Genomic DNA, 13,004 nt, shown 5'->3' with positions numbered 1-13,004 from the left:
CGCCCGCCGGAACGGTTCGTTGGTCGCTGCGGCATACCGCACCACCGATCCGAAGAGGTCCCGCCATGTCCGAACCCTCTGCCCCGCCGCAGCTCCCGAGCAGCCCTACGGGCTCGGCCACCGGCGCCGCGGCCGGGCCCGCGACCCCCAAGAGCCTGCTGGAGCAGATGCAGGAACTGCTCGCCTCGGTGACCGCGGACCTCGCCGAGCTGCAGTCCGGCACCCGGCAGGCCGCCCCGGCCGCCGCCTACCCGGCCGGCACCGAGAGCTCCGAGGCCTCGGCCGCGCCGGGCACCCGGTAGCCCGGCGCCCGCTCCTGCTCCGTCGGCCCGCCCTCACCCGGCGGGCCGAGCCGGACCACGAGCGACGGCGAACCGTGACCGACCCGTTCCGGCTCCGCGCCACCGAGCGCCGTACGCTCCGCTCCTCCGCCCCGGTCGGCCGCCTCCCGCAACCGGGCGGTCACGTCCTTGCACTCCGACATCGCGTCGACACCGTCGATGCACGTCCAGTAGAGACTCTCGGTATCGGCTCCGCAGGCCAGCACCACGAGCGTCTCGCCAACCTCCCTCAGCAGTTCGTCCAGCGCTCCCAACGTCGGCGCCGGTTCGCCGAGTTCGGTGAGCCGCCGGGCCCGTCCGCCACTCACCAGGCTGCCGCCGGCGACGGACCTGTCCAGGCAGACCGCCGCGTGCGCCCCCGCCTCGGAGAGCTGCTGGCCGAGCCCGGCCAGTTCCTCGTCCTCCGACTCCGCCAGCCTGGCACCCACCGCCTCGGTGAGCAGCGCGGCCTGCCGCGCCTCGGCCAGCACATCCGGTACGTGTCTGGCCTCGGCCAGAGCGTGCCGGGCCGTTCTGATCAGTCGCAGCGCCTCCATGGGCCCCGCTCCTTCCGCTCGCTGTCGCCGTCGCCCCCGACCGCCGCACCGGGGCGGTCGAGTGGTCACGGCGAAAGCGTGCGGGGAAGCGGGTCGACCCGCATCCACCAATTCCGAAGCTGTGGAAAACCCCGGGGTTGTGGATAACTTCCTTCCCCCACAAGGGTGATCAGCCCACGTCAGGGTTGACGTCGGCCGCCCCTCCCGGCACCGGGAAGCGGTGCTCGTTGCGCTCGATCTTGGCCGCGAGCGCCTCCAGCGGATCCACCCCGACCGCGGTGCAGAACTGCACCAGGTAGGCGAGAACGTCCGCGACCTCGTCGCGCACCCGGTGGGCCCGCTCCGGGTCGGACATCACCGCGGCCGCCTGATCGGGCGTGAGCCACTGGAAGATCTCCAGCAGCTCCCCCGCCTCCACGCTCAGCGCCGCCGCCAGGTTCTTCGGCGTGTGGTACGGCCCCCAGCCCCGGGCCGCCGCGAAGTCCACCAGCCGCCGCCGCAGGCCCTCCAACGTCAGCTCCGCCGGCACGTCCCGCTCCCCCGGCCCCGTCTCTCGCTCGTTCACGCCCCCAGGTCTACCGCATCCGCGTCCCCGACCGCCGCAGGGGCACCACCGCCCCGGTCCCCGTCCCCACCGCCGTCCCCGCGCCCACACTGCACCGGCACCCGGGCCGCCTCCGGCCGCAGCACCGTGAGCCCCGACCCCGGATCGCGCCGGCACTCCACCAGCGCCACCGCCCCCGACCGTTCCCCGCCCGCCCCGAACGCCTCCCGCGCCGCCGTCGGCTCCTGCAGCGCGGCCACCACCCTCAACTGGTTGCGCCCCGCCATGTCCCGCGCCAGCCGCAGCAGCGAGGCGGTCTGCTCGGTGGCGAGTCCGGCCCCGAGGTCCTCGGCGAGCACGGTGAGCTGCCGGTGCGCCCAGGGCACCTCGGCGGCCACGTCGAGGTCGAGCACCCCGGCCCCGGTCAGCAGCACCGCCGCGAAGGCGAGGTGGCGCAGCATGCCGTCGGAGGCCTGGTCGGCTCCGGTGCGTCCGAGCACGCCCTCGTCGAAGACGGCGAGCACCCGCGGCACGCCCCCGCTCTCGCGCGCCGCGAGGGTGAGCCCGAGCAGCGGGTGCGGCGCGGCGGCCTGGACGGCCCGCAGCAGCTGCCCGTACCGGCGCGGGCACTCGTTGCTGAGCCGGTTGATCAGGGCCGAGATGTTGGCGGCGTTGCTGCGCAGCCGGGCCTGCGGATCGGCCTTGGCCCAGCCACGCATCAGCGCCGGGACGGGGTGCAGCGGGAAGACCTCGCGCAGCGCGGTGAGCAGGTCCTCGACGGCGGCCAGGACCAGCCGCTCGCCGGTGGAGGAGCCGGCCACCCGCAGCGGCAGCTGCGCGGTGATCATGGTGCCGCTGGGGAGCGGCGCCCGGATGTCGCCCTGCCGGGTGTCGTTGTGCCAGCAGACGTTGACGCGCCGGCTGCGCACGTCCTGCTCGCCGGTGTCCACCAGCGTCCGGCCGTCGAGGCTGAGCGACTCCCGGGCGATCCGGACCGGGCCGTCGGTGCGGATCACCAGGTCGAGCCGGATCCGGCCGCGCGGCGAGCGGACGGTGCAGCCCAGGATGACGGCGTCCCGCCCGTGCGGCACGCACCCGTCCAGGCCCCCGCGCACGGGTGCGGCGAGCGGGCCGGTGCGGTCCGGCAGCCCGTCCAGGGAGTCGGCGATCTCCTCGCCGAGGGCGAGCCGGGACAGCACGGCCAGCGCGTCGAGGGCGTTGGACTTGCCCACCCCGGCCGGCCCGTGCAGCACGGTGAGCGGCGCGAGCGGCAGGACGGCGCGCCGGTACGACTTGAAGGCGGTGAGCCGGAGCTCCTCAACGGTGGGACGTGGCACGGGCGGCCGGTCAGGCCCCGGAGTGCCCGGTCGCAGATGGGCCGGCCCGGCGGGCGCGGCGGCGTCGCGGTTCACCCGTCGGACGTTAGCCGCAGCCGGATCGGGAGAAACGTGCCTGCTCAGCAGATTCATCCCAACGTGCGGCCACACCCCGACGCGGTGACCTAAGGCCGCCGGTACCCGGCCACCGTCACCGAGGCGGTCACCTCGACCGGGTCCGGCAGGCCCGCCAGGGCGGCGGCGAGCCGGTCAGGGTCGGTGTGCCAGGCGCTCGGGCCCATGCCGACGACGGTACGGACGTCCTGCGGGGCGAGCCGCAGGGTGAACTCGACGTCCCGCTGCTCCACCGGCGTCAGATGGGGGCCGAGCTTCTCGTCGATCCGGCGCTGCTTGTCCTCGTCCACCGACAGCAGCCCGAGCGCGGCCACCAGTTCGCGCAGGTGGCGAGCGGTGGGCGAGACCAACAGCAGGGTGCCGCCGGGGCGCAGCACCCGGCGGATCTCGGGTCCGTTGCGCGGGGCGAACACGTTGAGCATCAGGTCGGCGGAGGCGTCCCGCAGCGGCAGCGGACGCCAGGCGTCGCAGACCACGGCGCCGATCCTGGGGTGGGCCTTGGCGGCGCGGCGCAGCGCGTACTTGGAGATGTCGAGCGCGGCGCCGACCCGGCCGGGCAGGGCGTCGAGGACGTGGGCCAGGTAGTGGCCGGTGCCGGCCCCGAGGTCGGCGACCAAGCCCTCCGCGGCGGCGGCCGGAGCGGCCAAGGCGGCGGAAGCGGCCTCGGCGAGGGCATCGGCGATCGGCCGGTAGTGGCCGGCGGCGAGGAAGTCCGCGCGGGCGGCGACCATCTCGGCGGTGTCGCCGGTGCCGGTGTGGGCGTCGCCGGCGAGGAGGCTGACGTAGCCCTGCTTGGCGAGGTCGAAGCTGTGCCCGGCGGGGCAGCGCAGGCTGCGCTCGTGCCGGGTGAGGGCCTGCGCGCAATGGGGGCAGGCCAGGTAGGGCTCGATGTCCTGCAGCAACGTTCCGTCTTCTCTCGCCGTTCGCCCCAGCTGTTCGGAGGCGCCAGCCAGCCTAACGACCCCGGCCCGCCGAATCCCGACCCCGCTCCGCAGCCAGCCGCAACGCCAGCCCGGCGAGCGCCTCCGGCGCGCCCGGCCGCCCGCGCGCCCCCGGGAACGCGTTGACGTCCACGATGACCGGCTCCGCCGCCCCGTCCAACAGGTCGACCCCGTACACGTCGAGCCCGAACACCTCCCCCACCCGCAGCGCCAGCGCGGCCAGCCCGGCGGACGGCTCCCACTCCCCCGCCGTCCCGGACCCGCCCTCGTCCGGGGACAGTTCGGAGCGCCGCCGAGCCGCGAACACCCGCCCGTCGACCACCCACAGCTTCTGGTCCCAGCCGCTCCCCGGCAGGTACGGCTGGGTGACCACCTCCTCCTCCGGCCAGCGCTCGACGAGTTCCCTCAGCCGGGCCGCGCCGTCGACCCGCGCGACCAGGTCGTGCCGTCAGCTGTGCCGACTCTTGACCACGAACGGGTAGGCCGGAGGCGCCAGTTCGCCCAGCCGCCCGGCCGCTACGGTCGCCGCGAACGGCAGTCCGGCGCCCCGGGCGAGTTCCGCCATCCGTACCCGGTCCTGGCAGAGCTCCGTCGCCGCCGCCGAGTTGACCACGACCGCGCCCCGCCGCTCCAACTCCCTCGCCAGGGACAGCGCTTGCGGCGTACGGGCCTTGAGCAGATAGACATCGGCGAGCGCCCCCACCCCGCCGCCGAGCGGCACGACCCCCACCCTTCCGCCGGGCAGAACGACCTCCACCTCGCACCCGCGCCGCACCAGCACCTCGGCGGCGGCCGCGAGCACCGGGTGCCCCGGGTCTCGCGCGATCAGCCCGACCCTCACAGCAAGTCACCGTCCACGAGGCCCAGCCGGCCGTACGAGGCGCCGCCCGCAGGCACCAGCACGGGCGCCGACACGGCCGTCCCGCTGCGCGCGAGCCGCAGCACCGCCCGGGCGACCCGGGCCACCGCGTCCGGCACCTGCCGGAAGCTCGGGAAGTCGTTGACGTCCACCACCACCGGCCCGTCCGGCCCGAGCAGCACGTCGAGCCCGTACAGGTCCAGCCCGAACACCTCGCCCACCTGTGCCGCGATCCGCGCCACGCTCGCCGGCAGCGGCACCTGCCGTTCGCGCACGCCCTGCCCGGTGTGCAGCGGGGAGGAACGTTCCGTCGCGAAGAACTCGCCGTCGACGCAGTACACCTTCAGGTCCGTCCCGGAGTTGGGCACGTACGGCTGCGCGATCAGCAGCCCCTCGTCCGCGAGTTCGGGCCCGAGGCCGGGCAGGTCGTCGGGCCCGGCCACCAGCCGGACGCCCCGCCCCGAGCTGCCGTCGGCCGGCTTGACGACCAGCGGGTACTCGGCGGCCGGGAAGAGCTGTGGAGGATTCAGCATGCCCGGCGTATACGCACAAGATCACCGCGAGCCGGTGAGCGTTCGGCAACAATCCACGACCCGCCGCCCGGGCATCCGCACAAAGCGGTGGCGGACCGTCAACACCCCTGCTTGGATGCACGCCGTGACTTCCGTTGATCATGCTCCCGACGACCGCGCCCTGCTCGACGAGATCGAGCGCTACTACGACGCCGCGCCCCGCAGTGCCGCCGACGCCGAGGACTTCGGTCCGCTGACCCTGTTCGTCCGCAGGGGCGACACCGGCTGGCAGTACTACGCCCGCCCGACCCTCGGCCACGACGGCCCGGCCGCCACCGCCGAGGACGTGCGCGGGGTGCTGGAGCGGCAGCGGGAGTTGGGCGCTCCGGAGGCCTTCGAGTGGGTCGCCGAGCAGAACCCCGAGCTGCGCGCGGCCGTGGAGGCGGCCGGGCTGACGGTGCACGAGCACCCGCTGCTGGTACTGGGCCCGCAGGACGAGCCGGCCCCGGCCCCCGGCCTCCCCGAGCGGGTGGAGGTGCGGGTAGTGGGTGCGGACGCCCCCGAGCTGGCCGACGCGGTCGCCGTCCCGCACGTGGCCTTCGGCAACCCGGGCACCGCCACCGGCTCCGCGGGAGCGGCCGAACTGGCCGAGATCGCGGCGAAGTTGACGGTCGACGGCGGAGTGGCGCGGATCGCCCGGCGACTCACCGACGGCGTGACCGTGCTGGCCGCCGCCCTGGACGGCACCGAGGTGCTGTGCGCGGGCCAGCACAACCCGGTGGGCCCGGTCACCGAGGTGGTCGGGGTCGGGACGCTCCCGTCCGCGCGCCGTCGTGGCCTGGGCCTGGCCGTCACCGCGGCCCTGGTGGCGCACGCGCGCGCCAACGGCGTGCGGACGGTGTTCCTGTCCGCCTCTGACGAGGACGTCGCCCGGATCTACCGCCGGGCCGGCTTCCGCCCGTTCGCGACGGCCCTCATCGCGGAGCCCTGAGTCGCAGCGACGACGACGACGGCGATCAGGCGGTCAGGCGGTCAACCGGTCAGGGGGTCACCGGTCACCGACCGGGCGGCCGGCCAAACGGTCGAACAGCCCCGCGGTCAAAAGGCCCGGCAATCAGTCGTCGTCCTCGTCCTCGTCGTCCGCCCCGCTGACGCCCTCCCCCTCGGCCTCGTCCACCACCCAGGCCGCCAGCCGCTCCGCGACCCCGGACACCCCGAGCCTCCCCTCCCGGATGGCCCGGGACAGGCTGCGCACCTCGCGGGCGGTGGTGGCGACGGTGCAGCCGCTGGCGACGAGGTAGGCGTAGGCGACGGCGGTCGCGTAGAGCTCGTTGGTCTTCTCCAGGGCCGGCACCCGGATCAGCTGGTGCATCAGCGCGGCGGCGCGGTCCTGGGGTTCGGGGTAGACGGCTATGTCGAAGATCTCGGCCTGGTGCCGGGTGACGGCCGCGAGCAGCGAGCCGTAGTCGGTGACCTGCGGGTCACCGGGCGTGTACTGCTCGGCGGTCATGAGCAGCCACGAGAGGTCCACCTCCAGTTTCAACGGCGCACGTCCTGGATCTCGCCCGGCTCCCCGAACTCGGCGAGGAACGCCGTCTCGTACTCCTTCATGAACTGCGCGGCCGCGTCGACGAAGGCCCGCCCTGACTCACCCATGTCCTGCTGGACCAGGCGCTCGATGTACTGGTTCATGCTGATCCCCTGCTGCTCCGCCCGCTCCCGGGCCATCTCCGCGGTCGTGGCGTCCACTCGGACGTTCAGCTGCTTCTTGCCCATGCCGTTCAAGCTAGCGCTGAAGTGCTAGCACAACAAGGGCGCGCGCACACCGCCCGCACACCTGCCGCACGCCCCCGCGCAACCTTCCGTCAACGAAGTTGTCACCGAAGTTGTCACCGAAACCGTCACCGGACCCGCCGGAGGCGGCCCAGCTCCCATACCCGTCCCGCCGCCACCCCATCCCCACCAGGACGAGCGAGACTTGAAGAGTCCTTCACCATCCGGGACTCTGAACGCTCCTGAGCGTTCCCCCGAGCGGCACCGACCGGTCTGGAGGCCGGCAATGACAGCCATATTCGACCAAGAGCTGCGCGAGCAGCTCGCCCAGGCCCGCCGGGACCTCGCGGAGGCCCAGGCCCAAGGGGACGCCGACGGCGTCCAGGCGTACGAGGGCCGGATCGCCGAGCTCCTCCGGCTCGCCGCCCAGCACAGCATCGACCTTCCGCACAGCACCGACGAAGAGGAGCACAACGACTGACCGCGCCCCGAAAACGCCGAGGAGGCGGCACCCGTGCTGGACGGGTGCCGCCTCCTCGACAACGGGGTCACTCCCCGGCCGGCTCCAGGATCGCCACGCACTCGAAGTGGTGCGTCATCGGGAACAGGTCGAAGGCCCGCAGCGACACCGGACGGTAGCCGCCCTCGCGGAAGAACTTCAGGTCCCGGGCGAGTGCCGCCGGGTCGCAGGCCACGTACGCGATCCGGCGCGCCTCCAGGCCCACCAGGTGGGCGACCGTCTCGCGGCCGGCGCCCGAGCGCGGCGGGTCCAGGACGATCAGGTCGGTGGCGGTGATGCCGGTGCGCGGCAGCAGCGTCTCGACCCGGTCGCACTCGATCCGCACGTTGTCCAGCGCGGCCAGGTTGTGCCGGGCGTCGACCACGGCCTGCTTGGCCGACTCGATGCCCAGCACCGCGCCGTCCTCGCCGACCCGGTCGGCCAGCGCGCCCGCGAACAGGCCGACGCCGCAGTACAGGTCGAGCGCGTTCTCGCCCCACTGCGGGTCCAGCCCGTCCAGCACCGCGTCGACCAGGGTGTCCGGCGCCTCCGGGTGGATCTGCCAGAAGCCGCCGTTGCTGACCCGCCAGGTCCGCCCGGCCGCCCGCTCGCGGACGAAGCTGCGCCCGTGCACCTTGTGCACGTCGCCCTGCTCGTCCACCCGGGCGATCGACACCGGCTTGTCCAGCTCGACCAGCGGCAGCTGGGCGCCGTCGCGCGGGGTCAGCACCACCTGGCGGTCCGAGGAGCCCGTCGCGGCGATCACCTCGACGCTCGCCACGCCCGGCCAGTCGCGGGACTCGATGCCCAGCTCGGTCACGCCCTCGGCGGCGATCAGGCAGCGGTCCACCGGCTGCACCTCGTGCGAGCGGTACTTGCGCAGGCCGACCTTGCCGGTCTCCGCGTCCACCGCGTACTGCACCCGGGTGCGCCAGGCCGGCACCTGGCCGGCCGGCAGCTTGCCGCCGACCGGTTCGACGCTGCCGTCCCAGCCCGCATCGGCCGGGGTGAGCCCGGCCAGCTTCGCCAGCTGCTCGGTCAGCACCGCCGCCTTGAGCTTGCGCTGACCACCCGGGGTCACGTGCTGCCAGTCGCAGCCGCCGCACTTGCCCGGCCCGGCGAACGGGCACGGCGCCTCGATCCGGTCCTTGGCCGGCTCCAGCACCTCCACCGCGTCGGCCCGCAGGAAGCGCGAGGTGGTGGTGCCCTCGGTCACCAGCGCGACCACCTTCTCACCCGGCAGCGCGTGCCGGACGAACAGCACCCGGCCCTCGTGCCGGGCCACGCAGTGCCCGCCGCCGTGCGCGACCGGACCGACCTCGACCTCGTAGCGCTGGCCGACCAGCGGCTCGCCGGACGGCTTCTCCGGCCGCGGCGCCCGGGCGGCGGCCGCGCGCAGCGCCTTCGGCGGGCGCACCGCCTGCTTGCGCGGCGCCTTCCGGGCCGCCCCGGCGGCGCCCTTCTCGGCACCCGCACCCTTCTCGGCACGGGCGCCCTTCTCACCGCGCGCGGACTTCTCGGCCCTGACGGGCTTCTCGACCGGGGCCTCCGCACGGGCCTCCCCCGGCACGATCGGCGCCGTGCGCGCCGTCAGGCCGTCACGGTCGGTGGCCTCCGGGCGGTTCGGCTTGCCCCAGCGCGGCCGGGCGACCTGCCCGGGCTGGGAGCCGCCCCGACGGGCGCCCTTGCCCTTGCCGGAGGCACCGGAGGAGCCCGAGGAACGGGGCGGAGTGTTGCGCGTCACTGGGAGGAGTCCTTGCTGCGGTCGGAGGTGTCACCGGCGGTCGCACCGGCGGAGACGGAATCCTTCGACTTTACGGCCTTCGGCACCCGCGGCTCGCCACGGCGGACGGCACCCGGCGGCGACCAGGCCTTCTGCGGCTTGCGCCGCTCCGAGGACTCCAGCTGCCAGGGCACCGAGGTGACCATCACCCCGGGCTTGAACAGCAGCCGCCCCTTGAGTCGCAGCGCGCTCTGGTTGTGCAGCAGGTGCTCGTACCAGTGGCCGACCACGTACTCCGGGATGTAGACCGAGACCACGTCGCGCGGGCTGCTGCGCCGCAGGTTCTTCACGTAGTCGAGGACCGGCCCGGTGATCTCGCGGTACGGCGAGTCCAGCACCTTGAGCGGCACCTCGATGCCGCGCTCGTCCCACTCCCGCCGCAGCGCCGTGGTGTCCGCCGGGTCGACGTTGACGGTGATCGCCTCCAGCGTGTCGGCGTGGGCCAGCCTGGCGTACGCGAGGGCGCGCAGCGCCGGCTTGTGCAGCTTGGAGACCAGCACGATCGCGTGCACCCGGGTGGGCGGCACCACGTCGTCCGGCTCCTCGGCAGCAGTGAGCTCCTCGGAGACCCGGTCGTAGTGGCGGCGGATGCCCTTCATCATCACGAACAGCACGGCCATCGCGGCGATCGCGATCCAGGCATGGCCGATCTTGGTGACCAGCACGACGATCAGCACCGCCATGGTCATCACCAGGCCGAAGCCGTTGATCGCCCGGCTGCGCTGCATGTGCCGACGCTTGGCCGGGTCGGTCTCGGTGCGCAGCAGCCGGGTCCAGTGCCGGATCATGCCGGACTGGCTCATGTTGAAGGAGACGAAGACGCCGACGATGTAGAGCTGGATCAGCCTGGTCGGGTCCGCGTCGAAGGCGATGATCAGCAGGATCGCGGCGATCGCCAGCAGGATGATGCCGTTGGAGAAGGCCAGCCGGTCGCCGCGGGTGTGGAGCTGGCGCGGCAGGTAGCGGTCCTGGGCCAGGATCGAGCCGAGCACCGGGAAGCCGTTGAAGGCCGTGTTGGCGGCCAGCACCAGGATCAGGCCGGTGACGGCGGCGACGAAGTAGAAGCCGGGCGTGAAATTGTTGAAGACGGCCTCGCTGATCTGGGCCAGCGCGGTCTTCTGGTGGTAGCCGGGGCCGGAGCCGACCAGCTGCTCGGCCGGGTTCTCGGCCATCTGCACCCCGGTCAGCCGGGCCAGCCAGATGATGCCCATGAACATCACCACGGCGACGGAGGCCATCATCAGCAGCGTGGTGGCCGCGTTCTTGCTCTTCGGCTTGCGGAAGGCCGGCACGCCGTTGGAGATCGCCTCCACACCGGTGAGCGCGGCGCAGCCGGAGGAGAAGGACTTCAGCAGCAGGAACACCATCGCGAACCCGGCCAGCGAGTCGTTGCCCGGGGTGGCGACGAGGTGGAAGCCGGAGCTCTCGGCGGGCATGTCCTGGCCGAGCACGAAGTGCCGGAACACCCCGTAGCCCACCATCCCGATCACGCCCGCCATGAAGGCGTAGGTGGGCACCGCGAAGGCGGAGCCGGACTCACGGACGCCGCGCAGGTTCATGCCCATCAGCAGCACGACCACGACCACCGACACGATCATCTCGTGCCCGCGCAGTGCTGGAACGGCGGAGACCACGTTGGCGACGCCCGAGGTGGTGGACACGGCCACGGTCAGCACGTAGTCGACCATCAGGGCCGCCGCGACCACCAGACCGGCGGCCGGCCCGTGGTTGACGGTCGCCACCTCGTAGTCGCCGCCCCCGCTCGGGTAGGCGTGCACGTTCTGCCGGTACGAGGCGACCACGGCGAGCATCACGATCGCCACGACGAGGCCGATCTGCCAGGAGAAGTGGATCGCCGAGGCGCCCGCGACGGAGAGGGTGAGCAGGATCTCCTCGGGGGCGTACGCGACCGAGGAGAGCGCGTCCGAGGCGAAGACGGGCAGCGCGATCCGCTTGGGAAGAAGGGTTTCCCCGAGCTTGTCGCTGCGCAGGGCGCGCCCGATCAGGATGCGTTTCGGAAGGTCAGTCGGCATAGGCACGTTAAGGAATCGTAGGGGTTTCCCGGCAGGGCTTGCGCCGTTTATCCCCCCCTTCGTCGCGACTGCGTTCGGTGGACCGGCTAGCGTGTCGGATACGAGTCGGTGGGCAACACTCAGGTTGTCGAGCGGAGTCCGGCCGACGCCCCACGAGAACGCTCGCCCCGGAACCACCGGGCGGGAAAGGGAGATGAACGGTGTTTGCGCAGGTCAAGAACCCTTCGGAACGGGTGAGGTAGCGCCGGTGCACATCGTCATCATGGGCTGCGGCCGCGTGGGCTCCGCCCTCGCCAGAACACTTGAGAAACAGGGCCACTCGGTGGCCGTGGTCGACCAGGACCCGACCGCGTTCCGTCGGCTGGGCGCCGGGTTCAACGGGCGCCGGGTGACCGGGGTCGGCTTCGACCAGGACACCCTGCGCGAGGCGGGCATCGAGGAGGCCGGCGCCTTCGCCGCCGTCTCCAGCGGTGACAACTCCAACATCATCGCCGCGCGCGTGGCCCGGGAGACCTTCGGCGTCGAGAACGTCGCGGCCCGGATCTACGACCCCCGCCGCGCCGAGGTGTACCAGCGTCTGGGCATCCCGACCGTGGCGACGGTCCGCTGGACCGCCGACCAGATGCTGCGCCGACTGCTGCCGAGTGGCGCCGAGCCGCTGTGGCAGGACCCGAGCGGCAGCGTGCAGCTGGCCGAGGTCGCCTACCACCCGAGCTGGGTCGGCCACCGGATCAGCCTGCTGGAGGAGGCCTCCGGCGCCCGGGTGGCGTTCGTCACCCGGCTCGGTGAGGGCGTGCTGCCCTCGCCGCAGATGGTGGTGCAGGAGGGCGACCTGGTGCACGTGACGGTGCGCCGGAGCGACCTGACGGCGGTCGAGGCCGCGTTCGCGCAGGGGCCGAAGGAGGAGGGTCACTGATGCGGGTCGCCATTGCCGGGGCCGGTGCCGTGGGCCGCTCGATCGCGGGCGAGCTGCTGGAGAACGGCCACGAGGTCCTGCTGATAGACAAGAACCCGAACTCCATCTCGGTGGAGCGGGTCCCGATGGCGGAGTGGCTGCTGGCCGACGCCTGCGAGATCACCTCGCTGGACGAGGCGGCGCTGCAGCGCTGCCACGTGGTGATCGCCGCGACCGGTGACGACAAGGTCAACCTGGTCGTCTCGCTGCTCGCCAAGACCGAGTACGCGGTGCCGCGGGTGGTCGCCCGGGTGAACAACCCGAAGAACGAGTGGCTCTTCAACGAGTCCTGGGGCGTGGACGTGGCCGTGTCCACCCCGCGCCTGATGTCCGCCCTGGTCGAGGAGGCGGTCAGCGTCGGCGATCTGGTCCGCCTGATGCGCTTCAGCCAGGGCAACGCCAACCTGGTCGAGCTGACCCTGGCCGGCGAGGCCGAGCTGGTCGGCACCCGGGTCGGCGACGTGACCTGGCCGCAGGACACCGCGCTGGTGAGCATCATCCGCGAGGGCCGGGTGCTGGTGCCGGGCAAGGACGACACCCTGGAGGGCGGCGACGAGCTGCTCTTCGTCGCCGCGCAGGAGCGCGAGGAGGAGCTGGAGCAGCTGCTCTCGGCCACCACCGGCGCCCAGTAGGAACAGCGGGAGCACGGGACACGGCGGAGGGGGGGGGGCCACCCCGAGGGGGGGCCCCCCCCCCCCCCCTCCCCCCGGAAGAGGCAACCCCCCCGGCTCCCCCTCCCTCCATTCCCCTCCACCCCTACTCGTCGGTAACGACCCC

13 protein-coding genes and 2 pseudogenes are annotated in these 13,004 nt (G+C 73.3%); 5 read left to right on the top strand and 10 right to left on the bottom strand.

The genetic code is table 11. The annotated features are described in order from the left end of the window. Positions 1 to 65 precede the first annotated feature (65 nt). A complete protein-coding gene (locus ACFQ87_RS28450) occupies positions 66 to 302 on the top strand; it encodes a hypothetical protein (RefSeq protein ID WP_380613692.1) in 237 nt (78 codons plus the stop codon). Here ACFQ87_RS28450 and ACFQ87_RS28445 read toward each other — a convergent pair. From ACFQ87_RS28445 to ACFQ87_RS28420, 6 genes and pseudogenes are all read right to left on the bottom strand, one after another. Beyond that, positions 248 to 877: a DUF6099 family protein gene (locus ACFQ87_RS28445; RefSeq protein ID WP_380613691.1), complete on the bottom strand. Its 630-nt coding sequence runs from the start codon at positions 875 to 877 to the stop codon at positions 248 to 250. The genes ACFQ87_RS28450 and ACFQ87_RS28445 overlap by 55 nt on opposite strands. A gap of 169 nt (positions 878 to 1,046) precedes the next feature. Further along, complete coding sequence (locus tag ACFQ87_RS28440; protein WP_380613736.1) at positions 1,047 to 1,388, bottom strand: nucleotide pyrophosphohydrolase; 342 nt, start codon at positions 1,386 to 1,388, stop codon at positions 1,047 to 1,049. A 50-nt stretch (positions 1,389 to 1,438) separates the two neighbouring features. Beyond that, positions 1,439 to 2,758, bottom strand: a complete 1,320-nt coding sequence (locus tag ACFQ87_RS28435; protein ID WP_380613690.1) for an AAA family ATPase — start codon at positions 2,756 to 2,758, stop codon at positions 1,439 to 1,441. A gap of 164 nt (positions 2,759 to 2,922) precedes the next feature. Continuing rightward, the gene (locus ACFQ87_RS28430) at positions 2,923 to 3,774 is read right to left on the bottom strand and encodes a putative RNA methyltransferase (RefSeq protein WP_380613689.1); all 852 of its coding nucleotides are present in this window, start codon (positions 3,772 to 3,774) and stop codon (positions 2,923 to 2,925) included. A 52-nt stretch (positions 3,775 to 3,826) separates the two neighbouring features. Then, positions 3,827 to 4,654: pseudogene (locus ACFQ87_RS28425) on the bottom strand (RimK family alpha-L-glutamate ligase). Beyond that, positions 4,651 to 5,181: pseudogene (locus ACFQ87_RS28420) on the bottom strand (RimK family alpha-L-glutamate ligase); the annotation flags it as partial. The pseudogenes ACFQ87_RS28420 and ACFQ87_RS28425, both read right to left, overlap by 4 nt. 139 nt (positions 5,182 to 5,320) lie before the next feature. Here ACFQ87_RS28420 and ACFQ87_RS28415 point away from each other — a divergent pair. After that, complete coding sequence (locus ACFQ87_RS28415; RefSeq protein ID WP_380613688.1) at positions 5,321 to 6,175, top strand: GNAT family N-acetyltransferase; 855 nt, start codon at positions 5,321 to 5,323, stop codon at positions 6,173 to 6,175. Positions 6,176 to 6,298: 123 nt separating this feature from the next. Here the strand turns inward: ACFQ87_RS28415 and ACFQ87_RS28410 are convergent, their stop codons facing one another. Together ACFQ87_RS28410 and ACFQ87_RS28405 are read right to left on the bottom strand one after the other, a co-directional pair. After that, on the bottom strand, positions 6,299 to 6,727 hold the full coding sequence (locus tag ACFQ87_RS28410; RefSeq protein WP_355669577.1) for a fic family toxin-antitoxin system, toxin component: 429 nt from the start codon (positions 6,725 to 6,727) through the stop codon (positions 6,299 to 6,301). Then, positions 6,724 to 6,960: a toxin-antitoxin system HicB family antitoxin gene (locus ACFQ87_RS28405; protein ID WP_380613687.1), complete on the bottom strand. Its 237-nt coding sequence runs from the start codon at positions 6,958 to 6,960 to the stop codon at positions 6,724 to 6,726. The genes ACFQ87_RS28410 and ACFQ87_RS28405 overlap by 4 nt, the downstream gene beginning before the upstream one ends. A 283-nt stretch (positions 6,961 to 7,243) precedes the next feature. Between ACFQ87_RS28405 and ACFQ87_RS28400 the strand changes: the two genes are divergently transcribed. Then, entirely contained in the window at positions 7,244 to 7,438 is a 195-nt protein-coding gene (locus ACFQ87_RS28400; RefSeq protein WP_380613686.1) for a hypothetical protein, read from the top strand. Between the two features lie 67 nt (positions 7,439 to 7,505). Here ACFQ87_RS28400 and ACFQ87_RS28395 read toward each other — a convergent pair whose 3' ends face one another. Then, entirely contained in the window at positions 7,506 to 8,855 is a 1,350-nt protein-coding gene (locus ACFQ87_RS28395; RefSeq protein ID WP_380613735.1) for a class I SAM-dependent RNA methyltransferase, read from the bottom strand. Positions 8,856 to 9,196: 341 nt separating this feature from the next. Beyond that, complete coding sequence (locus tag ACFQ87_RS28390) at positions 9,197 to 11,272, bottom strand: APC family permease (protein WP_380613734.1); 2,076 nt, start codon at positions 11,270 to 11,272, stop codon at positions 9,197 to 9,199. A gap of 247 nt (positions 11,273 to 11,519) precedes the next feature. On the opposite strand from ACFQ87_RS28390, the gene ACFQ87_RS28385 reads away from it, so the two are divergent. Together ACFQ87_RS28385 and ACFQ87_RS28380 are read left to right on the top strand one after the other, a co-directional pair. Beyond that, complete coding sequence (locus ACFQ87_RS28385; protein WP_380613685.1) at positions 11,520 to 12,188, top strand: potassium channel family protein; 669 nt, start codon at positions 11,520 to 11,522, stop codon at positions 12,186 to 12,188. Next, the gene (locus ACFQ87_RS28380) at positions 12,188 to 12,859 is read left to right on the top strand and encodes a potassium channel family protein (protein ID WP_380613684.1); all 672 of its coding nucleotides are present in this window, start codon (positions 12,188 to 12,190) and stop codon (positions 12,857 to 12,859) included. Before ACFQ87_RS28385 ends, ACFQ87_RS28380 begins: the two co-directional genes overlap by 1 nt. The last annotated feature ends 145 nt before the right edge of the window (positions 12,860 to 13,004 follow it).

The organism is Kitasatospora sp. NPDC056531 (assembly GCF_042794375.1).
In the GTDB taxonomy this organism is placed as follows: Bacteria; Actinomycetota; Actinomycetes; order Streptomycetales; family Streptomycetaceae; genus Kitasatospora.
The sequence above is the reverse complement of the archived record's forward strand: the minus strand, read 5'-3'. Positions and strand labels throughout refer to the sequence as shown.

Bases quoted from the DNA above. Each gene is read 5' to 3' on its own strand.
- ACFQ87_RS28450 (WP_380613692.1), top strand. From the start codon at position 66: ATGTCCGAACCCTCTGCCCCGCCGCAGCTCCCGAGCAGCCCTACGGGC.
- ACFQ87_RS28445 (WP_380613691.1), bottom strand. From the start codon at position 877: ATGGAGGCGCTGCGACTGATCAGAACGGCCCGGCACGCTCTGGCCGAG.
- ACFQ87_RS28415 (WP_380613688.1), top strand. From the start codon at position 5,321: ATGCACGCCGTGACTTCCGTTGATCATGCTCCCGACGACCGCGCCCTG.
- ACFQ87_RS28405 (WP_380613687.1), bottom strand. From the start codon at position 6,960: ATGGGCAAGAAGCAGCTGAACGTCCGAGTGGACGCCACGACCGCGGAG.
- ACFQ87_RS28400 (WP_380613686.1), top strand. From the start codon at position 7,244: ATGACAGCCATATTCGACCAAGAGCTGCGCGAGCAGCTCGCCCAGGCC.
- ACFQ87_RS28390 (WP_380613734.1), bottom strand. From the start codon at position 11,272: ATGCCGACTGACCTTCCGAAACGCATCCTGATCGGGCGCGCCCTGCGC.
- ACFQ87_RS28380 (WP_380613684.1), top strand. From the start codon at position 12,188: ATGCGGGTCGCCATTGCCGGGGCCGGTGCCGTGGGCCGCTCGATCGCG.